Raw genomic sequence first — 21644 nt, forward strand, 5'->3', positions numbered from 1 at the left:
GCCGTAAACCATTGCCGGAGGCCGGATGAAACGCAACGTACTGTTATTACCGTTACTTATTTTCCTGCTGATTGCCGCGGCGCTGCTGTGGCAGCTGGCGCGTAACGCGGAAGGCGATGACCCGACGGCCCTGGAGTCGGCGCTGACCGGGAAGCCGGTGCCGGCGTTCCGCCTGGAATCGCTGGAGACACCGGGTCAGTACTATCAGGCGGAGGTGCTGACGCAGGGGAAACCGGTGCTGCTTAGCGTCTGGGCCACCTGGTGTCCGGCCTGCCGCGCCGAGCATCAGTACCTGAACCGGCTGGCCGCGCAGGGGATCCGGATAGTCGGCCTGAATTACAAAGACGACCGGGCGAAGGCGATTGCCTGGCTCAGGGAACTGGGTAACCCTTATGCGCTGAGTCTGTCTGATGGCGACGGGATGCTGGGGCTGGATTTAGGCGTTTACGGCGCGCCGGAAACCTTCCTCATCGACGGCAAAGGGATCATTCGTTACCGTCATGCCGGCGATCTTAACGATCGCGTATGGGAGAGTGAAATCAGGCCGCTCTGGGATAAATACAGTAAGGAGGCCGGGCAATGAGATTCTTACTGGGCGCGCTGATGCTGCTTGTCTCCGGTTCAGCGCTGGCGACCATTGATGTGATGCCGTTTAAAGATGAAGCTCAGGAGCAGCAGTTCCGCCAGCTTACTGAGCAACTGCGCTGTCCGAAATGCCAGAATAACAGCATTGCGGACTCGAACGCGATGATAGCCACCGACATGCGCCGCAGGGTGTATGACCTGATGCAGGAGGGGAAGAGCAGCCAGGAAATCATCGATTACATGGTGGCGCGCTACGGCCACTTTGTCACCTACGACCCGCCGCTGACCCCGCTGACGGTGCTGCTGTGGGTGCTGCCGCTGGCCGCCATCGTGGCGGGCGGGTGGATAATCGTCGCCCGCACGCGCCGGCGGGTGCGTATCAAACAGGACGTCTTTGCCGGCGACATTCCTGCGGCGGGACCACGTGCAGGCGTGGGGATGTATCTTCCGGGCGTGGTTATTGCGCTGGTCGTGGCCGCCATCAGTTACTCACAGACCGGCAGCTATCAGCAGGTCAGGAACTGGCAGCAGGCAACGGCGCAGACGCCGGGGCTGCTGGCGCGGGCGCTGGACCCACAGGCGCAGCCGCTTAATGAAGAGGAGATGGCGCGGCTGGCGCTGGGGCTGCGTACCCGCCTGCAAAGCGACCCCGGCAACGCTGAAGGCTGGATCATGCTGGGGCGTACCGGCATGGCATCAGGTAACGCCGGCACGGCGACGGAGGCCTATGCCAGTGCTTACCGGCTGGATCCGAAAAACCGCGATGCGGCGCTGGGCTATGCGGAGGCGCTGACGCGCTCGTCCGACCCGGAAGATAACCGCCGCGGCGGGGAGTTGCTGCGCCGGCTGGTGAGAAGCGACCACACGGACATCCGGGTATTAAGCCTGTATGCGTTTAACGCCTTTGAGCAGCAGCGCTTTGGCGAGGCGGTGGCGGCCTGGGAGATGATGCTGAAACTGCTGCCGGCGGCCGACCCCCGGCGGGCGGTGATTGAGCGCAGTATCCGGCAGGCGCTGGCGCAGGAGAAATAATGCCCTGACGGTCCGGTGACGCGGCTTACCGGGCCTTGATGAACCCTGCAGGTCCAGTAAGCGGCGTCGCCATGCGCCACTTGCTGTGAAATGGCAATACGCTAAAGCCTGAAAGTGAAGCCCGTGTGAAGTATGATGGCGGTCATCGTCTCGTATCAGGACATCCCATGAAACAAATCACCTTTACGCCGCGCCATCACCAGCTTACCAACACCAATACCTGGACGCCTGACAGCCAGTGGCTGGTCTTTGATGTGCGGCCTTCAGGCGCGTCATTTACGGGCGAGACCATTGAGCGCGTAAATGTGTATACCGGCGAAGTGGAGGTGATTTATCGCGCCGCGCAGGGGGCGCATGTCGGCGTGGCGACGGTGCATCCTGTCGACAATCATTATGTATTTATTCACGGCCCTGAAAACCCTGATGAGACGTGGCATTACGATTTTCACCACCGCCGGGGCGTTATTGCAACGTCGGGGGGCGTGACTAATCTGGATGCGATGGATATTACAGCACCGTATACTCCCGGCGCGCTGCGCGGCGGCAGCCATGTCCATGTGTTTAGCCCGAACGGCGAGCTAGTGAGTTTTACCTATAATGACCACGTTCTGCATGAGCGAGATCCGGCGCTGGATCTGCGTAATGTCGGCGTGGCCGTGCCGTATGGGCCGGTTACGGTGCCGGTTCAGCATCCGCGCGAATACAGCGGTAGCCACTGGTGCGTACTGGTTAGCCGCACGACGCCTGCGCCGAGACCTGGCAGCGATGACATTAACCGCGCCTATGAAGAGGGCTGGGTGGGCAACCGCCAGATCGCCTTTATTGGCGATACGCTGTCGCTGACGGGCAAAAAAGTCCCGGAGCTGTTTATTGTCGATTTACCGTGTCATGAAAACGGGTGGAAACAGGCAGGCGACACGCCGCTGACAGGAACCGAATCAACGATGCCATCGCCGCCGTTGGGCGTAGTTCAGCGGCGTCTTACCTTTACTCACCAGCGTGTTTACCCTGGGCTCACTAACGAACCACGCCACTGGGTCCGCAGTAATCCGCAGGCGACGTTGATTGCCTTTTTGATGCGGGACGATAACGGCGTAGCGCAACTGTGGCTGATGTCGCCGCAGGGAGGCGAGCCCTGTCAGTTAACGCATCATGCGACTGGCGTGCAGTCAGCGTTTAACTGGCACCCGTCGGGGAAATGGCTGGGACTGGTACTGGAAAACCGGATTGCCTGCTGCGACGCACAGAGTGGGAAGATCGACTTTTTAACCGCCAGGCACGGCAACCCGCCTTCTGCGGACGCCGTTGTTTTTTCACCGGATGGGCGCTACATCGCGTGGATGGAAGAGGTGAAAGGTTTCCGTCAGCTATGGGTGACGGAAACCGGGCGATAAATCAGGGAGAGGGCATCTTCGCAGGGGGGATGACGGTATTTGTCATTTTCGTCTCCTCCTCGCTTTTCTCAACGCGCGATCTTACCGAACTGTCTTTGCGAAAGATGTCCCACGGCAGAAGAATCGTATCCATCACGACGGTAAACGGCATATCCAGAATAGCCAACGATTTTGTGCCCCAGTTTGTCTCATCGTTACCGATCATCGTAGCGCTGGCGCGAGTACCAGGGTAAGTTCCTTCTTTTCCGCCAGTGTGCGTCATGACGCTTGAACAACCGCCTAATAAAAGCATTCCACTCCATATTAACAGCGTTAACAACACGTTTTTTATCATCACTCATTCATCTGTTGGTTGTCTGTATTGGCATGATGAGTTATAGCGATCCGTTGCTAAAAATAACATCACCAGGACGTGGCACTGTGGCGGTCATCGCACTTTAACAATCAGTGCTGTCCAAACCAGTCTATGCAATAGCCAGTAAACTGCAAAAAAAAGTCGGATTAAAATACTTGAAAAGTACGTATTCAGACCCATTTTTAAGACGTAGTGAATAGAAGGACACGCCTGATGGGTGTCCTGGCAATCCTGACCTGTCCATGATGGAAGGTCGGACATTCTCGCTGATTTCAGGAGCTAATGATTATGCGTAACTTTGATTTATCCCCGCTGTACCGTTCTGCCATTGGTTTTGACCGTTTGTTTAACCTGCTTGAAAATAACCAGAGCCAAAGTAATGGCGGCTACCCGCCGTACAACGTTGAGCTGGTAGACGAAAACCACTACCGCATCGCTATTGCCGTTGCCGGTTTTGCTGAAAGCGAACTGGACATTACCGCCCAGGATAATTTACTTGTGGTAAAAGGCGCTCATGCGGATGACCAGAAAGAACGTACTTACCTGTATCAGGGCATTGCCGAACGTAACTTTGAACGCAAGTTCCAGTTAGCGGAGAACATTCACGTTCGCGGCGCAAACCTGGTCAACGGGCTGCTGTATATCGAACTTGAGCGCGTGATTCCGGAAGCGAACAAACCGCGCCGTATCGAAATTAACTAATTCCGTCGGGCCGCGTTGCGCGGCCTGTCATCCCATGCTCGCCGTCAGGGAGCATATTCACATGTGAAGTGTGAAGGTAAAACTCGCTTCTTAGAAGGAGAAATGATTATGCGTAACTACGACTTATCCCCATTGCTGCGTCAATGGATCGGTTTTGACAAGCTGGCCAATGCGTTGCAAAACAGCGGTGAAAGCCAGAGCTTCCCGCCCTATAACATCGAAAAAAGCGACGATAACCACTATCGCATTACCCTTGCGTTAGCTGGTTTCCGTCAGGAAGATCTCGATATTCAACTGGAAGGCACGCGTCTGACGGTGAAAGGCACGCCGGAACAGCCGGAAAAAGAGCCGAAATGGTTACATCAGGGTCTGGTCATGCAACCTTTTAGCCTGAGTTTTACGCTGGCTGAAAATATGGAAGTTTCCGGCGCGACGTTTACCAACGGCTTGTTGCATATCGATTTAACCCGCAACGAGCCAGAAACCATTCCGCCGCAGCGTATCGCCATTAATGAACGCTCCGCATTAAATAGCTAATTAGCTCCTTGCCTTGCCCCGCCAGAGTTGGCGGGGCTTTTTTGTGCGCGTAGAGACTTCCCCTATTATGATGGGAAATGTGAGCGATGCACCCCTTTCCCGGTTGACGATGTCATTTGTTTCATTTCAGCCTGACAGCTATTTATCGATAATAGCGCACGGCATTTATGCTGCCGGGTGGTACATTATCAGTAATATCGAAGATAACTGTTACAAAAACCACATTTCCATCAACAGTAATATAATTACCCTGCTATGGTTATGAAAAATTAATTATTCTTTTAGTTATATGGGACCAGGCAAACCAGCAATCATACAGGTTTGCCGTAGAAGTCAAAATGAGGACTGGACGATAATGGCGCCTTCTCAAGCTCTATAAGCCATATACTCCGCAGATGGCCTGATTTTATTTTAATATTTAAATTTCGTGCATGTTTCACTTCAAGTAAGCTGCCAGGAAGAACTATTCCCTCAAACTCATCAATAGGAGATATTTTCGATATTGACTTAACACCGCCTGTTAGCTTATATATAATGCAGTTGTTCTCAACCTCCCCGGTAATAGTATCACCAGAAAAAGCCTTTAAAGAGTATGGATTGTTGGTGAATGATAAGAATCCTTTGTTTATCAGGATGGTACCGGTTTCTATTAATCTATTTTCCAGTTTGCAAGTAAGAGGGGAAAAAAAACTTCTGCCATCTGTTCTAACGGCTCTATAGAAATCAAGATTTGACAGCGGCATTTTATTTACTAATTTTTCTAAGGTTGCTTTTCGCTCCAGATGAAGAGTGGAATCATTTCCTTCATTGTTGATAAGGTATTTATTTATATATTCCCAAGAGTTTCCGACGTAATTTTCAAGCGCTTCATTTTCTTCAGCAGATATACTACTGTCTACTTTTACAATTTCATTAAAAGAGGATGATAATTTTATTGCATGCTCAGGATATCCATCAAAAGAGAGAATTTTTTGCCAAAAAGTTTGATGTTCACTATTTGATGTGCTTTTTCTGATATGAATGTCATCGAAGGATGTCTTTAACGAAATGGCTTTCATTTAATCTTCTCCGCAATCAGTATTGTGGACACGTACTGACCCTGTCCAATTGTTCAGTAGTATAACGAAGAAGCGGGTAATATGGCTTTAATTTATAAAATTAATCGAAGAAATGAGTGTAAACTTCAGTGAATCGGGCATGAACGTGGACAGAAAATACTGTAATAAAGGTATGTTCAGAGGAAAATCGAATTCTAAAGATATCCATTTACCCTGCGATGCCTGCTGTTGGGTTGTGCAAAATGGCATCCTTCAAAATCGGTTATCGTAGCAGGACAACCTTACTACTTTGCTGTACAGATTCGACGCCAGGAACTAGCGGATGATGATGTTTTTAGATCCTTACGCGAGGAATTATGGGTACGTGGAGCTATAAGTAACGGTGTCAGAACGGTTTTGTAACACGAGAATGTGCGCCATGCTATATATATACCTTAACGCTTCAGTCATAATCCCTATAAATTGAAATGTTACTCACAGGGAAGACAAGATGAGTGATATCGCATTGACAGTCAGCGTTCTGGCGTTGGTGGCGGTTGTCGGGTTATGGATTGGCAATATCAAAGTGCGCGGCGTCGGCTTTGGTATTGGCGGCGTCCTGTTCGGCGGTATTATCGTCGGTCACTTTGTCGATCAGGCAGGGATGACGCTGAGCGGCGATATGTTGCACTTTATCCAGGAATTCGGCCTGATCCTTTTTGTTTATACCATCGGAATACAGGTGGGGCCGGGGTTTTTCGCCTCGCTGCGCGTTTCCGGGCTGCGCCTCAATCTGTTTGCTGTTCTGATTGTGATTATGGGTGGGTTGGTCACCGCGATTCTGCATAAAATTTTCGCTATTCCGCTGCCGGTGGTGCTGGGGATTTTCTCCGGCGCAGTCACCAATACGCCTGCGTTAGGGGCGGGTCAGCAAATCCTGCGCGATCTGGGAACGCCAATGGATCTGGTGGATCAGATGGGGATGAGCTATGCGATGGCGTATCCGTTTGGCATCTGCGGTATTTTGCTCACCATGTGGCTGATGCGGCTGATTTTTCGCGTTAACGTCGAGGCGGAGGCGCAGAAGCACGAATCCTCTCTCGCTAACGGTCATTCATTAATTCAAACAATGAATATCCGTGTCGAGAATCCGAACCTCAATAATATGGCTATCCAGGATGTGCCGATCCTGAACAGCGATAAAATCATTTGCTCACGCCTGAAACGCGACGACACGCTGATGGTGCCGTCGCCGGGGACGATTATCCAGGCAGGCGACCTGCTGCACCTCGTCGGCCAATCTACCGACCTGCATAACGCGCAACTGGTGATCGGCAAGGAAGTGGACACCTCGTTGTCGACGCGCGGCACAGATTTACGCGTCGAGCGTGTGGTTGTCACCAACGAAAAAGTGCTCGGCAAACGTATCCGCGATTTGCACTTTAAAGAGCGTTATGACGTGGTTATCTCCCGTCTTAACCGCGCGGGCGTTGAGCTGGTCGCCAGCAGCGACGCTAGCCTGCAGTTTGGCGACATTCTCAATCTGGTGGGGCGTCCTGCCTCGATTGATGCGGTAGCCAATGTGGTCGGCAACGCACAGCAAAAACTCCAGCAGGTGCAGATGCTGCCGGTGTTTATCGGCATCGGATTAGGGGTTCTGCTTGGGTCAATCCCGTTGTTTGTACCGGGATTTCCGGTGGCGTTAAAGCTGGGACTGGCTGGCGGGCCGCTTATTATAGCGCTAATTTTGGGGCGTATCGGCAGTATTGGCAAGCTGTACTGGTTTATGCCGCCGAGCGCCAACCTCGCGTTGCGTGAGTTAGGCATTGTGTTATTTCTGGCGGTAGTTGGGCTTAAATCCGGCGGCAATTTTGTCGATACGCTGACGCAGGGCGAAGGATTAAGCTGGATTGGCTACGGTATTTTTATTACCGCGATTCCGCTTATTACCGTTGGTTTGCTGGCACGAATTTTTGCCAAAATGAATTATCTCACGCTGTGCGGAATGCTGGCTGGCTCTATGACCGATCCGCCCGCTCTGGCATTTGCCAACAACCTGCACGCGACCAGCGGCGCGGCGGCGCTCTCTTATGCGACCGTCTATCCGTTAGTGATGTTTCTGCGTATTATTACGCCGCAACTGCTGGCGGTGATTTTCTGGGGAATAGGATAAGGGATAAAACGCTACGCGTCGTCATTCGGCATTTTACTTCGCATGTTTCAATACCGCCGACGGCGCATAGCCAAACTTATGTTTAAACGCTTTGCTGAAATGGAATGAGTCAAAGAAGTTAAGCGTATCGGCTACCTGACTTACCGTATTTCCTTCTTGCTTTAACAGTGATAACGCCAGTTCAAGTCGGGCATCCATGACGTATTCTTTCGGGGTTTTACCGGTATAACGTAAAAACAGGCGGCGTAGCCAGGTTTCGCTACAGGGGATCGCCGCCGCCATTTCCGCGACGCTCCAGCGCCGTTGTAGGCTGGCGTGTAGTGCGGCCAGTAACTTTTCAATTTGTATTCTCTGCGGGTCCGCTTTGCCGTCAGCGCAGATAAGACAAATCCATTGATAGATTATTTTAGTGAGAAATGCGACCGCCAGATTATTTTTAATGGGTTCCGCTGCGGTAATTAATTGCGAAACCTCCATTAACTCCTGATTATAAATTTCACCATTATAAATAACGCTTTGTTGCCGAATAGGAATATCCATCACGCTGGTCGGCGTGAATTCCATCCAGTATTGTTCCCAGACCAATCCTTCGCAGTGATAAGACTGGATGTCGGTAGGTTTTAAAAAAATAATACAGTTTCCATTTAGCGTTATTTGCTCGCCGTCTTTAAGTAAGATCTTTCCACAGCCCTGTACGGTATAAACAGCGATCCAGGAATTAGCGATTAGAGGCTTCTTTTTATCGCGGGGCCAGATAACCCGGTAATGTTTGTCGGCGTAGGTATGCCATAGCGAAATCAATGAAATTCCGCTGGAGATCACATTTTCGTTAATGAGTAGCGGAATATTATACGTAGTTTCGTTTTTTACATGCGAACTTTGCAAATTTCCATTCATTTTATTATCCCGCCGGAGAATTATGCCAGTAACCTGAACTTAACAGAAAACCAGCCGTTCAGGGATATCATGTTTGTATTTTAAGAAATTCGACTGCCTGACCCGGTAAGTAATACCTCGTGCTGCCCCTACCGCTACCGGGACATAATGAAAAAAAGGGCTATGAAATGAATATGCTACAAATTTTGAGCTTTGTCGGCTTTACGCTGCTGGTGGCGATAGTCACCTGGTGGAAGGTGCGTAAAACGGATACTGGTTCCCAACAGGGTTATTTTCTTGCCGGACGTTCGCTAAAAGCGCCGGTGATTGCCGCATCGTTAATGTTGACCAATCTCTCTACCGAACAACTGGTCGGTCTGTCCGGACAGGCTTATAAAAGTGGGATGTCGGTAATGGGCTGGGAGGTCACGTCCGCCGTGACGCTTATCTTTCTGGCGTTAATTTTCCTGCCGCGCTATTTACAGCGCGGGATCGCCACGATTCCCGATTTTCTGGAAGAGCGTTATGACAAAACGACGCGTATTATTATCGATTTCTGTTTTTTGATCGCGACAGGCGTCTGCTTCCTGCCGATTGTGCTCTATTCCGGCGCACTGGCGCTTAATAGCTTGTTTCATATCGGCGAGTCGCTGAATATTTCACATGGCGCGGCAATCTGGCTGTTGGTGATTCTGCTGGGGCTGGCAGGCATTATTTACGCGGTCATCGGCGGGCTGCGGGCGATGGCCGTCGCGGATTCTATTAACGGCATCGGGCTGGTCATTGGCGGTTTGCTGGTCCCTGTTTTTGGCCTGATCGCGATGGGAAAAGGCAGCCTGCTCCAGGGTATCGAACAGCTCACCACCGTACACGCGGAAAAATTAAACTCTATTGGTGGCGCCTCCGACCCGCTGCCGATTGGCGCGGCGTTTACCGGACTGATCCTGGTAAATACCTTTTACTGGTGTACGAATCAGGGCATTGTTCAGCGTACACTGGCCTCTAAAAGCCTGGCGGAAGGACAGAAGGGCGCGTTATTGACCGCCGTCCTGAAAATGCTCGATCCGCTGGTATTGGTTCTGCCAGGTTTAATCGCTTTTCACCTTTACCAGGATTTGCCGAAAGCGGATATGGCTTATCCGACATTAGTGAATAACGTCCTTCCCACGCCGTTAGTCGGTTTTTTCGGCGCGGTTTTATTTGGCGCGGTTATTAGCACGTTTAACGGTTTTTTAAACAGCGCCAGCACGTTATTCAGCATGGGCATTTATCGTCGCGTGATTAACGAAAATGCGCAGCCTGAGCGCCTGGTCCGCGTTGGACGCCAGTTTGGATTGTTTATTGCGATAATTTCAATACTGGTCGCGCCGTGGATCGCTAATGCGCCGGAAGGGCTCTATAGCTGGATGAAACAGCTGAACGGGATTTATAACGTACCGCTGGTCACCATTATCATTATGGGCTTCTTCTTTCCGCGCATTCCGGCGTTGGCCGCCAAAGTCGCAATGGGGATCGGCATCGTTAGCTATATCACCATCAATTATCTGGTGAAGTTTGATTTTCACTTTCTCTATGTGCTGGCCTGCACGTTCTGTATCAACGTCGTCGTGATGCTGATGATCGGCGCGATTGCGCCGCGCGCCACGCCCTTCAAATTTCAGGATGCGTTTGCGGTGGATATGAAACCGTGGAAGAACGCGAAGATCGCCGCCGTTGGCATTCTGTTTGCGATGGTTGGCGTCTATTCCGGCCTGGCGCAATTTGGGGGCTACAGTACCCAATGGTTGACGATCTTCAGCTACGGTATCACCGCGGCGGTCGTGGTGTATCTGTTTTACAGCAACTGGCAGGCGCGTCGTTCTGCGACTGCAATATGTCTCTCTAACGCGAAGGATGAAGCATGACTCGGCCTAATTTTCTGTTCATCATGACCGATACGCAGGCTACCAATATGGTGGGGTGCTATAGTGGTAAGTCGTTGAATACGAACAATATAGATAATCTGGCAGCGGAAGGTATCCGCTTTAATTCCGCATATACCTGTTCGCCGGTTTGTACGCCGGCGCGGGCCGGGCTGTTTACCGGCATTTACGCCAACCAGTCCGGCCCGTGGACGAACAATATCGCGCCGGGAAAAAACATCTCCACGATGGGGCGTTATTTTAAAGATGCCGGCTATCACACCTGTTATATCGGTAAATGGCATTTGGACGGGCATGACTACTTCGGCACCGGCGAATGTCCGCCAGAATGGGACGCCGATTATTGGTATGACGGCGCCAGGTATCTTGCGGAACTGACGGATAAAGAGATCGGTTTGTGGCGGAACGGGCTGAACAGCATCGACGATTTACGCGCCAATAATATTGATGAAACCTTTACCTGGGCGCACCGTATCAGCAATCGGGCGGTCGATTTTCTTCAGCGGCCAGAAAGATCGGCAACGCCCTTTCTGCTGGTGATCTCCTATGATGAACCGCATCATCCTTTTACCTGCCCGGCTGAGTATCTGGAAAAATATCAGGATTTTTACTACGACCTGGGCGCAAAGGCGCATGACTCGCTTGTCGATAAACCTGAACATCACCGGTTGTGGGCGCAGGCTATGCCGTCGCCGGTCGGTGAAGATGGCCGCTACCGCCATCCGCTCTATTTTGCCTGTAATGATTTTGTCGACGATCAGATTGGCCGGGTAATGAAGTCGCTCACGCCGCAGCAGCGGGAAAATACTTGGGTGATTTATACCTCCGATCATGGCGAAATGATGGGCGCGCACCGGCTTATCAGCAAAGGCGCAGCGATGTACGATGACATTACCCGTATCCCGCTAATTATTCGCGCGCCGCAGGGAGAAGCTCGCCAGATCAACACGCCGGTGAGCCATATTGATTTATTGCCGACGATGATGGCGCTGGCGGAAATTGAAAAGCCAGAGATTCTGCCGGGCGAAAACCTGCTTGCCGCCAAACCGTCGCGCGGCGTGATGGTAGAGTTCAACCGCTATGAAATTGAGCATGACAGCTTCGGCGGGTTTATTCCGGTACGCTGCTGGGTAACTGACCGCTATAAACTGGTGCTGAATCTGTTTACCAGCGATGAACTTTATGACAGATATAATGATCCCGATGAGCTGCATAATCTGATTGATGCCCCCGAATTCGTCAATGTTCGCGACCAGATGCACGACGCGCTGCTCGATTATATGGACAAAATTCGTGATCCGTTCCGGACTTATCAGTGGAGCCTGCGCCCGTGGCGTAAAGACGCGCAGCCGCGCTGGATGGGCGCTTTTCGCCCGCGTCCGCAAGACGGCTATTCGCCGGTGGTGCGCGACTACGACACGGGACTGCCTACGCAGGGCGTGAAAGTGGAAGACAAGAAACAGAAGTTCTGAGCAAAACGTCTGGTGGCGCTACGCTTACCGGGCCTGGCGTGAATGGACTAAATGGGGGAGCCGCCGCTGAGGAAAGAAAATACCAGGATCAGCAAAATAATGGCGCAGATGATTCCAATGCCAAAGAGCAGGGCGTGAAACGCGAGCGTACTTACGCCAAAGATTAATGCGCCACGGATACCCCAGCGGTTCTCTTTGCGCATGCCGCCTATAAACGCGCAAACCAGGGCGATGACGGCAAGCGCAATCCCGCTGTTATCCAGTATTTTGTCGATATCAACGGTGTTTTTTTGCGCGGCCACGGAGGGGGTCTCCCCTTTTAAGCCGGCAATAATCCCTTTTTTGACAGCGGAGACCTGTTCCGCAATCACGCTCTCCAGTCTGGGCGGCGGGGAGGCGAAGGGGCCAAAAGAGAAATGGAAATGCCAAGAATCAGCGCAATAGCGCCGAAAAGCATTCCCAGTGAGCTACATTTGTTTTGCGATATGATGTCCATCTGACCTCCCTGTGCTGGATGACGCAAAATATAACAGCCACAGGGCGTTCGTAGTTCTGAAAATCACCAAGCCGCGGCAGTGAAAAGGAGTCCTGATGAAGATTTCCCGCCTCGGAGAAGCGCCGGATTACCGCTTCTCACTGGCAAATGAGCGTACCTTTCTGGCGTGGATTCGCACCTCGCTGGGATTTCTGGCGGCAGGCGTTGGACTTGACCAGCTTGCGCCGGATTTTGCCACGCCAGTGATCCGTGAACTGCTGGCGTTATTGTTATGTTTGTTTGCGGGCGGTCTGGCGATTTATGGCTATCTACGTTGGTTACGTAATGAAAAAGCGATGCGTCTGAAAGAGGACATGCCCTATACCCATAGCCTGTTGATCATCAGCGTTATTTTGATGATTGTCGCGGTGATTGTGATGGGGCTGGTGCTGTATGCCGGATAGTCGTAAAGCCCGTCGACAGAACGATCCGGGGCTGCAACCGGAACGCACGTCGCTGGCCTGGTTTCGTACACTGCTGGGATACGGGGCGTTAATGGCGTTAGCCATCAGGCATCACTGGCATCAGGCTGGGTTCCTGTTCTGGGTGTCAATCAGTGTTCTGGCGATAGTGGCGGTGATTCTCTGGCGCTATACCCTTAGTCGTAATTTGATGGATGTCGCGCATAGCGATTTTTCCGAAACTCATGTCGTGCGTGACAAATTTTTGATCTCCCTCGCGGTGTTGTCGCTCGCAATCCTGTTTGCTGTTACCCATATTCGCCAACTTATTGCATTTATCGGGGATTTTATATGACAGGACGTCAGGATATTGTCGTGAGTAATGACCAGATTCAGGTCGTCATAAATCGCCAGAATAGCCAGCAACCTCAGCAACTGTACCGTAACTTACAACGGCTCGGCATTCGCAATGTCCATTTTATCCCCTTGCTGGAACATGACCGGAACGGAATTTTAACCGAGGATTCATTGTGTTCAGCAGACTGGGGGCGGTTTTTAAATAGCGTATTTGATATCTGGGTACGTGAAGATATACAGCGCATTTCGGTTCGCCTTTTTGATGAGACGCTACAGCAGTGGTGCGGCGGCAGGAACGGCGCTGAAGCGCCGGAAACGGCACCATTAAGTGCTGAATGTCAGAAGTGTTCCTTATTGCGATTTTGCGGCGGCGGATGCCCTGAGCATCGGAATAGCCAGGGAAAAAATCGGCTTTGCGAGGGCTATCAGGCCTTTTTTAATTATTCCTCGCCGCATATGCGGGTGATGCGGGATTTACTGAAGCAGCATCGTTCACCGGAGGAGCTGATGGCGATGCTGCGTTGACGTCGTGGCGCTAATGTGCCGGATGACGCTGCCGTCTTTCCGGCACTGAGCGAGCATTAGCGTCCTTTCGCCAGGTATTGTTCCATTTCATCCTCCGGCACCATGCCGCCCCCTGTTGCCCACACCAGATGCGTCGCGTTGCCAAGCTGCGTTTGACTGAATCCATGCCTTTGCTGATACGCGGCGGCGGTGCAAATGCGCTGCGGTCCGGCCATACCCGCCAGAGCTGATGGCTCCAGTCGAATTCCTTCCTCCTGTGCCAGCCAGCCCAGCATGTCATACATTGTTTGATCGTCCAGGGTATACAGGCCGTCAAGCAGACGCTCCATTGCCCGGCCAACAAAGCCCGAAGCGCGACCTACTGCCAGGCCGTCAGCCGCCGTCAGGTTATCAATACCGATATCCTGTACAGAGATGGCATCGTGCAGACCGGTATAAACGCCAAGCAGCATACAGGGCGAATGGGTGGGTTCGGCAAAGAAACAGTGTACGTTGTCGCCAAATGCCAGCTTCAGACCAAAGGCGACGCCGCCAGGGCCGCCGCCAACGCCGCACGGCAGATAAACAAACAGCGGGTGACTGGCGTCAACGACGCGTCCCTGCTGCGCAAACTGCGCTTTCAGGCGCTGACCCGCTACCGCATAGCCCAGAAATAGCGTGCGGGAATTTTCATCATCGATAAAGAAACAGTTTGGATCGGCCTGCGCTGCTTTACGGCCCTGCTCAACCGCTACGCCGTAATCATCTTCGTATTCCACGACCGTCACGCCGTGGCGGCGCAGCTTCGCCTTTTTCCAGGCGCGGGCGTCGGCAGACATATGTACCGTCACTTTAAAACCGATACAGGCGCTCATGATACCGATCGACAGTCCCAGATTACCGGTTGAACCGACGGCGATACTGTACCGGCTGAAGAATTGTTTAAATCCCGGCGAAAGCAACACGCTATAGTCATCGTCGGTGGTTAACAGACCTGCCTCCAGCGCCAGTTTTTCCGCATGCGTCAGGACTTCATAGATCCCGCCGCGCGCTTTAATGGAACCAGAGATCGCCAGGTGACTGTCTTTTTTTAACAGCATTTCACCATCGATCGTTTGTCCATACTCTTTTTCCAGCCGTTTTTGCATGGCCGGAATAGCGACCATGTCAGATTCGATCATTCCGCCAGCGGCGGCGGTTTCCGGAAACGCTTTTGCCAGATACGGCGCAAAGCGCGCCAGACGATCATGGGCGGCGTTTACATCCTGCTCCGTCAGGCCGACATACGGTAGCCCTTGTGCAAGAGAGGTAGCGCCCGGGTTAAACCAGGTGGTTTCTTTGAGGGCGACCAGATCCGCGACCAAAGGATACCGGGCGATGAGCTTTTGTATGTTTTCCATAGTACGTCTCTTTACGATCAGATGATAAAGGAAAGCAGGAATGTGCCAGCCAGTGCAACGGCCGATGCGATAAAAGTGGCCGAAAATCGAGGCATTTATTCGCTGGTTGCAGGAACAGGCGTGAAGATTTATTACGCTTTGCCGCTACACCTGCCGGGAGAGAATATGCTAAATACGTGCTATCACCGTGGTAAAAATTTTAGGGGGCGTCGTGTTTAAACCGCTTATTGCCTCTCTCATGCTGACCAGCGCGGTCGTCTATGCGAGACCGATGCCTTTGACGGCGGCGCGCTATACGCATCAGCTTGGCGTTGGGATGGATGTTGACTGGGCGCGAACGGAACGGGGTATCCGCGAGTTTGATCCGCTGGTAGTGCGGGATTTTAAGGCAAAAGGGTTAACCCATGTTCGTATCCGTGTGGCAGGCGCGCCGACGGAAGCGCGCCTCATTCATTTGCGTAAGCTGGTAGAAGCCTGCGAATACTATGGCGTCATACCCATTATTGCCTATCAGGCGGATGCGTATAAAACCGATCCCAGCGCCAGCCATGAAAAGGAGCTGATCAACTGGTGGAGCGTGGTCGCGCGCTATTTTGGCCAGACATCCCCGCTTCTGGGGTTCGATCTCATTTATGAGCCTGCCGACAAACTGAATCATAATATGGCGTCGCTGAATCGCGTATATGACAAAACCATCCGCCTGATTCACGCCATTGACCCACAACGTATGATTTTCGTCGCCCCCCGAATGCGCGCCGCGCCGGAGGATTTGTCGGCGCTTAAACTGCCGGCGCAAAGCCAGAACTATGTACTGGCGGAGTGGCACATCTTCCCGTGGGGACCACTGAAAAGCGGCGGTAAATATCCGTGGACGTCAGGCACGGCGGCGGAAAAAGCGGCGATTCGGGCACGGATTAACGCTGCGGTTCGCTGGCAGCATAAGACCGGCCATGCAAGCTGGGTGGGCGGATGGGCGCCGGGAGAGTCGATAAAAATTACGCCGGTCGCTTCACAGTTCGCGTTTGCCCGTTTTATGGCCTGCGAGCTGAAAAAAGCGCATATTCCGTATGCGATAAACGCGGACACTCAGTTTTATGACGGCGAAGAAGGGGCGTGGCGTCCGGCGCAGGAACCATTGCTCAATGCAATGATCGCGCCGGAATGTGAAACGCCCGGCAAGGGGAACGTTAAACCGTCTGTCCCTGATGTGATATCCGCGACGCCAGCGGCAACCAGCACGCCAGGATCAGCAATCCCATAAGGGTCATCAACAATCCCAGACTGCCCTGACCGGTTTGCGGCAGCATTGCCGAAAGCCACGCCAGTACGCCGGAACCAATATTTTGCAGCCCGCCGACTAGCGCGCCAGCGGTGCCGGCGAGGAACGGAAACGGCTCCATCGCGCCGCTGGTGGCCAGTGGAAATAACATCCCGGCGCCGAAGAAAAACAGCGCGGCGGGGATGAGTAGCGTCCAGACGTTCATCACGCCAAACCAGCCGGGAATCCACATCATAAGGCCTGCCAGCAGACAGCAAATAACTGACTGCCACATCAGGGTTGAGAAGCGTTTATTCGGGCGTCCGGCAAACCAGGCGCCGAAGAACGCCGCCGGAATCGGCAGAATAAACAGAATGCTTACCACCATACTGCTGAGACCTAATACTGCTCCCATCAGCACGCCGGAACAGGCTTCAAAGACCGCAATGCCAGCCAGCCCGCCGATTAGCATCAGCAGGTAACAGTTAAATGCGCCGTTGCCAAACAGCGTCTTATAGCTGGCGATCAGCCGTGTGCGCGGCGCGCCGGCGGGGCGGGTTTCCGGCATCCAGCGTGCCATGCTGAAGGTGACGCCAGCGCAAAGCACCAGCAGGAAAGCGTAACAAGCGCGCCAGTTCCACAGGGTGTCCAGCAGACCGCCAATCAGCGGCGCTAACAGCGGGCTGACCAGAATCCCCATATTTAACAGGCTATTGGCGTGACGAAGTTGCGTTCCTTCATACAGATCGCGCGGGAGCGTTCTCGCCATTACTCCGCCAACGCCGGTTCCCATCCCTTGCATGGCGCTGGCGGCAATCAACACCGTCAAACTATGCGTGGTCATGGCGATCAGGGTCGCTACCATAAAAATAGACATGCCAACGAGGATTACCGGGCGGCGCCCAACCCGGTCGGAAAGCGGGCCGTAAAACAGTTGCGAGACGCCGTAGGTCAGGAGGTAAGCAGCCATTACGCTCTGGACGGCGCCTTCCCGGACGTTTAGCGCTTGTGCCATATCGGCGATGGCGGGAATATAAATGGTTTGCGCCATCTGCCCTACGGCCACCAGTAACACCAACATCAACAACAAATTGACGCTTCTCTGCCTTTTCATTTCGCTGATTACTTTTCAAAAAAAGAAAAAATAAGAATAACTTGCTACGCATTCCCATAAATGCGAGAGGAATCTACCACACCAGAAAAAGAAGGCCAGACGGCGACCAGCAATGGCAGACGAAGGAACGGCAGGATATGTAAACAAAAGCGGCAACAAATGTTGCCGAGAATATGTTGTGTCTGCGGCTGTTATTGGGCAATCATGACAGGCGGAGTAAAATCGCCCCGACGGTAATCCCGCCTGCCGCCACCAGACGCAGCCCGGCGACATTCTCTTTAAGTAACAGCCAGGCTATCAGCGCGCCGAACAAAATTGAGGTTTCACGCAGCGCGGCGACCACCGCCAGCGGCGCCTGGGTCATGGCCCATAGCGCCAGCCCATAAGATCCCATCGTGCCAATCCCGCCAAAAATGCCTTTTTTCCACTGTTGCGCCAGATAACGCGACGATTCCCGCCGCCGCGCAATCATCGCCCAGCTTAACAGGCAGGCGCCGTTGAGAAAAAATGACCATAACGTATAGCCCAGAACCGTTTCTGAGAGCCGCACGCCGGTACCGTCCACCAGCGTATACCCGGCAATAAAACAGGCGTTAGTTAATGCCAGTACGATACCGCGTTGAGAGCTGGCGCGACCATTACAGGCCATACCGAGTATCGCCGTGCAGATCACTGCGATACCGACCCAAGCCATTGGCGACAGGCTGTCGCCAAGAAAAAGAACGCTAACTAGCGCCACCAGCAGCGGCGCGGTCCCGCGCATAAGGGGATAGGTCTGGCTCATATCCGAGACCTGATACGTTTTCGCCACCAGGACGGTATACACCACCTGGAGCGCGGTAGAGGCCGCTAAAAAAGGGATACTGGCGTGAGCTGGCTGCGGCGAGAAGGGCAAAAGGATCAATGCCATGACCGCCGCGGAACCGCTAACGCCGATCGCGGCGTAGAGCTTATCGTTTCCCGCTTTGACAATGGCGTTCCAGCTGGCATGTAGCAGCGCGGCGAACAGCAAAATGCAGAAAACGGAAAGGGTCATAGCGTCAGGCGTCGTTGAGGATGTCATAAAAACGTAACATACCCGGGAAGCGAAAGACCAGCGGATAAGGTGAAAGGGGAGCAGTTGCCCGCTCCCCTTCGGTGCGGCTTGAATCTGAATTACTTAAGGTATTTCAGAACAGCATCAAGCAGTTGCAGTGCTGCAACAATGAGTTTCAGGATAAGAATGGTGATATCCACTACGCTCATACGCGTCTCCTGTGGTTAAGGAGCACTGCCAGCCGACGTACCTTTCCGCTGCCTGTTGTCAGCTGTTGCGCACGCGATCCCTTTTACAAGGAATATTGTGCGTGTTGACATAACACAGTGTGCTCACGAGGGAGTTAAGGCGCTGACGGCACCACCCGTTTCAGCCAGGACTTCGTTGCGCCGGTTTACGATGCGGCCCCCGCATAACACATTGTGTCAAAGACATTATAGTTAAATACTGTATAAATTAACAGTAATTTATAGACAGAATAAAGCTTCTGATCCATACTCAAATACATCAAAATTCGCGCCGAAATTGCGCGTTCTGCACAGAACGCGTATACTTCTGCTGTTGACATAACACAGTGTGTTTCGCGGCTACCACCCGCATCTCTCTGTAAAAACCTCGCTTTTTTCGGCGAGGTTTTTGTTTTCAGGGCGGACAGAAAAATGTGATCGCTGACGCATTTTTGTGCAGATGAAAAATTTTCCGTTGTCATGCTGAAAGCGCTGTGCTTGTATAAAACCTGTTAATGACAAACAGACAAGGCCCCTAATGAACCCTTCCATACTGAACGCGACCCTACTAAGAACTGCGCCATCTCGCGCAGTGGTCGTCGTGCGTGTGGTGGTGGTGGTCGGCAATGCGCCGTAGGGTCCGGAACACACACGATTCCAAAACCCCGCCGGCGCAAACCGGGCGGGGTTTTTCGTTTAAGAGACCCTCCCGGAATGTCGGCTCAGAATAAAAGGAATGGAGCATGGCAAGTTCGGGCACAACATCTATACCTCAGCGCGTTACGGGCGCGGAATTTATTGTTCATTTTCTGGAGCGCCAGGGGATTCGTATCGTCACCGGCATTCCCGGTGGTTCGATCCTCCCCGTTTACGACGCATTAAGCCAAAGCACGCAAATCCGTCATATTCTGGCGCGCCACGAACAGGGCGCGGGGTTTATTGCGCAGGGTATGGCGCGAACGGAGGGTAAACCTGCCGTCTGTATGGCCTGCAGCGGGCCGGGCGCAACCAATCTGGTCACGGCTATTGCCGATGCGCGCCTGGATTCCATTCCGTTAATCTGCATTACCGGGCAGGTTCCGGCGTCCATGATCGGCACTGACGCGTTTCAGGAAGTGGATACCTACGGTATCTCTATCCCCATCACCAAACACAACTATCTGGTCAGGAATGTTAATGAGTTGCCTCAGGTGATGAGCGATGCTTTTCGTCTGGCGCAGTCGGGGCGTCCCGGCCCGGTGTGGATAGACGTTCCTAAAGATGTCCAGACAGCGACAATAGAACTGGAAGCGTTGCCGCCGCCGGCAGAAAAATCACCCTCACCGGATTTTAGCGCGGAGAGTATCCGTGAGGCCGCCGCGATGATTAACGCGGCGAAACGTCCGGTACTGTACTTGGGCGGCGGCGTGATCAATGCGCCGGCTCGCGTGCGCGAACTGGCGGAAAAAGCGCAACTGCCGACGACAATGACTTTAATGGCGCTGGGGATGCTGCCGAAGGCGCATCCGCTGTCGTTAGGAATGCTGGGGATGCATGGCGCTCGCAGCACCAATTTCATCCTGCAAGAGGCCGACTTGCTGATTGTCCTGGGTGCGCGTTTTGATGACCGGGCGATTGGCAAAACGGAACAGTTTTGTCCGAATGCCAAAATCATTCACGTGGATATCGATCGCGCAGAGTTAGGCAAAATTAAGCAGCCGCATGTGGCTATTCAGGCTGATGTCGATGATGTACTGGCGCAGTTAATTCCCCAGATCGAGACACAGCCGCGAGAAGCATGGCATCAGTTGGTTGCGGATTTGCAGCAAGAATTCCCCTGCTGCATTCCCCAGGAAAATAACCCACTTAGCCACTATGGACTGATTAATGCGGTCGCCGCCTGTGTAGACGACAACGCGATTATTACCACTGACGTCGGACAGCATCAGATGTGGACCGCACAGGCTTACCCGCTTAACCGCCCGCGTCAGTGGCTGACCTCCGGCGGGCTGGGCACCATGGGGTTTGGTCTGCCCGCAGCGATTGGCGCGGCGCTGGCCAATCCGGACCACAAGGTGCTGTGTTTTTCCGGCGACGGCAGTCTGATGATGAACATTCAGGAGATGGCTACCGCCAGCGAAAATCAGTTGGATGTGAAAATCATCCTGATGAATAACGACGCGCTGGGACTGGTTCATCAGCAACAGAGCCTGTTCTATAAGCAGGGCGTCTTTGCGGCGACCTATCCGGGAAGCATCAACTTTATGCAGATTGCCGCCGGGTTTGGTCTGGATACCTGTGATTTGAATAACGAAGCCGATCCGCAGACGGCGTTGCAGGCTATCATCCGTCGTCCGGGACCGGCGTTAATCCATGTGCGTATTGATGCGGAAGAAAAAGTGTATCCGATGGTGCCGCCTGGCGCGGCAAATACAGAGATGGTGGGGGAATAAGCCATGCAGAAACAATCACATGAGAACGTTATTCTGGAACTGACCGTTCGCAACCATCCTGGCGTGATGACCCACGTCTGCGGGCTGTTCGCCCGGCGAGCTTTCAACGTTGAGGGCATTCTCTGTCTGCCGATTCAGGGTAGCGATCAGAGCCGCATTTGGCTTCTGGTCAATGACGATCAGCGGCTTGAACAGATGATAAGCCAGATCGATAAACTGGAAGATGTGGCGAAGGTGGTGCGAAACCAGTCCGATCCCACCATGTTCAATAAAATTGCCGTCTTTTTTGAGTAAA

General features: G+C 52.9%; 22 protein-coding genes, 3 pseudogenes and 1 other annotated feature. Of the genes and pseudogenes, 16 read left to right on the forward strand and 9 right to left on the reverse strand.

Features of this window, described 5'->3' with window-relative positions:
• Positions 1-25: 25 nt before the first annotated feature.
• From dsbE to F4V61_RS12465, 3 genes are all read left to right on the forward strand, one after another.
• Positions 26-583: a thiol:disulfide interchange protein DsbE gene (dsbE, locus tag F4V61_RS12455; protein WP_079903695.1), complete on the forward strand. Its 558-nt coding sequence runs from the start codon at positions 26-28 to the stop codon at positions 581-583.
• Positions 580-1617 carry a cytochrome c-type biogenesis protein CcmH gene (locus F4V61_RS12460; protein ID WP_080160939.1) on the forward strand — a complete coding sequence of 346 codons (1038 nt, stop codon included), beginning with the start codon at positions 580-582 and terminating at the stop codon, positions 1615-1617. Before dsbE ends, F4V61_RS12460 begins: the two co-directional genes overlap by 4 nt.
• A 167-nt stretch (positions 1618-1784) precedes the next feature.
• The gene (locus tag F4V61_RS12465) at positions 1785-3011 is read left to right on the forward strand and encodes a DUF3748 domain-containing protein (RefSeq protein ID WP_000809931.1); all 1227 of its coding nucleotides are present in this window, start codon (positions 1785-1787) and stop codon (positions 3009-3011) included.
• A 1-nt stretch (position 3012) separates the two neighbouring features.
• Here the strand turns inward: F4V61_RS12465 and F4V61_RS12470 are convergent, their stop codons facing one another.
• A complete protein-coding gene (locus F4V61_RS12470) occupies positions 3013-3345 on the reverse strand; it encodes a YceK/YidQ family lipoprotein (protein ID WP_109462764.1) in 333 nt (110 codons plus the stop codon).
• Between the two features lie 242 nt (positions 3346-3587).
• Positions 3588-3661, forward strand: a sequence feature (ROSE (Repression Of Heat Shock gene Expression) occurs in the 5'-region of heat shock genes and acts as an RNA thermometer to modulate expression.).
• Here F4V61_RS12470 and ibpA point away from each other — a divergent pair.
• Positions 3655-4068, forward strand: coding sequence for a small heat shock chaperone IbpA (gene ibpA / locus F4V61_RS12475; RefSeq protein WP_023186035.1), 414 nt, complete (start codon positions 3655-3657; stop codon positions 4066-4068). Its footprint overlaps the feature before it by 7 nt.
• Positions 4069-4176: 108 nt before the next feature.
• Positions 4177-4605 (forward strand): small heat shock chaperone IbpB, encoded by a 429-nt coding sequence (gene ibpB, locus F4V61_RS12480; protein ID WP_001246917.1) that lies wholly within the window; start codon positions 4177-4179, stop codon positions 4603-4605.
• 311 nt (positions 4606-4916) lie between these two features.
• Here the strand turns inward: ibpB and F4V61_RS12485 are convergent, their stop codons facing one another.
• The gene (locus F4V61_RS12485; RefSeq protein ID WP_080160940.1) at positions 4917-5663 is read right to left on the reverse strand and encodes an ADP-ribosyltransferase; all 747 of its coding nucleotides are present in this window, start codon (positions 5661-5663) and stop codon (positions 4917-4919) included.
• Positions 5664-5859: 196 nt separating this feature from the next.
• On the opposite strand from F4V61_RS12485, the pseudogene dinD reads away from it, so the two are divergent.
• Positions 5860-6017, forward strand: a pseudogene (gene dinD, locus F4V61_RS22395) (DNA damage-inducible protein D); the annotation flags it as partial.
• Positions 6018-6153: 136 nt separating this feature from the next.
• A complete protein-coding gene (locus F4V61_RS12495) occupies positions 6154-7815 on the forward strand; it encodes a putative transporter (protein WP_080160941.1) in 1662 nt (553 codons plus the stop codon).
• Positions 7816-7848: 33 nt separating this feature from the next.
• On the opposite strand, the gene F4V61_RS12500 is transcribed toward F4V61_RS12495, so the two are convergent.
• Positions 7849-8712: an AraC family transcriptional regulator gene (locus F4V61_RS12500; RefSeq protein WP_038397365.1), complete on the reverse strand. Its 864-nt coding sequence runs from the start codon at positions 8710-8712 to the stop codon at positions 7849-7851.
• Between the two features lie 167 nt (positions 8713-8879).
• On the opposite strand from F4V61_RS12500, the gene F4V61_RS12505 reads away from it, so the two are divergent.
• Complete coding sequence (locus F4V61_RS12505; protein WP_001056754.1) at positions 8880-10595, forward strand: solute:sodium symporter family transporter; 1716 nt, start codon at positions 8880-8882, stop codon at positions 10593-10595.
• Positions 10592-12085 carry a sulfatase-like hydrolase/transferase gene (locus F4V61_RS12510; protein WP_038397367.1) on the forward strand — a complete coding sequence of 498 codons (1494 nt, stop codon included), beginning with the start codon at positions 10592-10594 and terminating at the stop codon, positions 12083-12085. The genes F4V61_RS12505 and F4V61_RS12510 overlap by 4 nt, the downstream gene beginning before the upstream one ends.
• Positions 12086-12132: 47 nt before the next feature.
• Here F4V61_RS12510 and F4V61_RS12515 read toward each other — a convergent pair.
• Positions 12133-12581: pseudogene (locus F4V61_RS12515) on the reverse strand (hypothetical protein).
• A gap of 95 nt (positions 12582-12676) precedes the next feature.
• Between F4V61_RS12515 and F4V61_RS12520 the strand changes: the two are divergent.
• The 3 genes from F4V61_RS12520 to F4V61_RS12530 are packed head-to-tail and all read left to right on the forward strand — an operon-like array spanning position 12677 to position 13903.
• Positions 12677-13024 (forward strand): YidH family protein, encoded by a 348-nt coding sequence (locus tag F4V61_RS12520; RefSeq protein WP_000703966.1) that lies wholly within the window; start codon positions 12677-12679, stop codon positions 13022-13024.
• Entirely contained in the window at positions 13014-13376 is a 363-nt protein-coding gene (locus tag F4V61_RS12525; RefSeq protein WP_038397368.1) for a DUF202 domain-containing protein, read from the forward strand. Before F4V61_RS12520 ends, F4V61_RS12525 begins: the two co-directional genes overlap by 11 nt.
• Positions 13373-13903 (forward strand): radical SAM protein, encoded by a 531-nt coding sequence (locus tag F4V61_RS12530; protein WP_038397369.1) that lies wholly within the window; start codon positions 13373-13375, stop codon positions 13901-13903. Before F4V61_RS12525 ends, F4V61_RS12530 begins: the two co-directional genes overlap by 4 nt.
• Before the next feature lie 56 nt (positions 13904-13959).
• On the opposite strand, the gene dsdA is transcribed toward F4V61_RS12530, so the two are convergent.
• Positions 13960-15282 (reverse strand): D-serine ammonia-lyase, encoded by a 1323-nt coding sequence (gene dsdA, locus F4V61_RS12535; RefSeq protein WP_079827451.1) that lies wholly within the window; start codon positions 15280-15282, stop codon positions 13960-13962.
• A 187-nt stretch (positions 15283-15469) separates the two neighbouring features.
• Here dsdA and F4V61_RS12540 point away from each other — a divergent pair, with 187 nt between their 5' ends.
• On the forward strand, positions 15470-16543 hold the full coding sequence (locus F4V61_RS12540; protein WP_080160942.1) for a cellulase family glycosylhydrolase: 1074 nt from the start codon (positions 15470-15472) through the stop codon (positions 16541-16543).
• Here F4V61_RS12540 and emrD read toward each other — a convergent pair.
• The 4 genes and pseudogenes from emrD to F4V61_RS12560 form a co-directional block, all read right to left on the reverse strand.
• Complete coding sequence (emrD, locus tag F4V61_RS12545; protein WP_079798671.1) at positions 16470-17654, reverse strand: multidrug efflux MFS transporter EmrD; 1185 nt, start codon at positions 17652-17654, stop codon at positions 16470-16472. The genes F4V61_RS12540 and emrD overlap by 74 nt on opposite strands.
• 202 nt (positions 17655-17856) lie before the next feature.
• A complete protein-coding gene (locus F4V61_RS12550; protein WP_079827450.1) occupies positions 17857-18717 on the reverse strand; it encodes a DMT family transporter in 861 nt (286 codons plus the stop codon).
• Positions 18718-18809: 92 nt separating this feature from the next.
• Entirely contained in the window at positions 18810-18899 is a 90-nt protein-coding gene (gene tisB, locus F4V61_RS12555; RefSeq protein WP_000117642.1) for a type I toxin-antitoxin system toxin TisB, read from the reverse strand.
• Positions 18896-19010, reverse strand: a pseudogene (locus tag F4V61_RS12560) (hypothetical protein). The gene tisB and the pseudogene F4V61_RS12560 overlap by 4 nt, the downstream one beginning before the upstream one ends.
• A gap of 445 nt (positions 19011-19455) precedes the next feature.
• On the opposite strand from F4V61_RS12560, the gene ivbL reads away from it, so the two are divergent.
• The 3 genes from ivbL (at position 19456) to ilvN (ending at position 21643) form a co-directional block, all read left to right on the forward strand.
• On the forward strand, positions 19456-19554 hold the full coding sequence (gene ivbL / locus F4V61_RS12570; protein WP_012210789.1) for an ilvB operon leader peptide IvbL: 99 nt from the start codon (positions 19456-19458) through the stop codon (positions 19552-19554).
• Between the two features lie 106 nt (positions 19555-19660).
• Positions 19661-21349 (forward strand): acetolactate synthase large subunit, encoded by a 1689-nt coding sequence (gene ilvB / locus F4V61_RS12575; RefSeq protein ID WP_079798670.1) that lies wholly within the window; start codon positions 19661-19663, stop codon positions 21347-21349.
• 3 nt (positions 21350-21352) lie between these two features.
• Positions 21353-21643, forward strand: coding sequence for an acetolactate synthase small subunit (gene ilvN, locus F4V61_RS12580; protein WP_001171828.1), 291 nt, complete (start codon positions 21353-21355; stop codon positions 21641-21643).
• Position 21644 lies beyond the last annotated feature (1 nt).

The organism is Salmonella enterica subsp. arizonae, assembly GCF_008692845.1.
GTDB classification, from domain to species: Bacteria; Pseudomonadota; Gammaproteobacteria; order Enterobacterales; family Enterobacteriaceae; genus Salmonella; species Salmonella arizonae.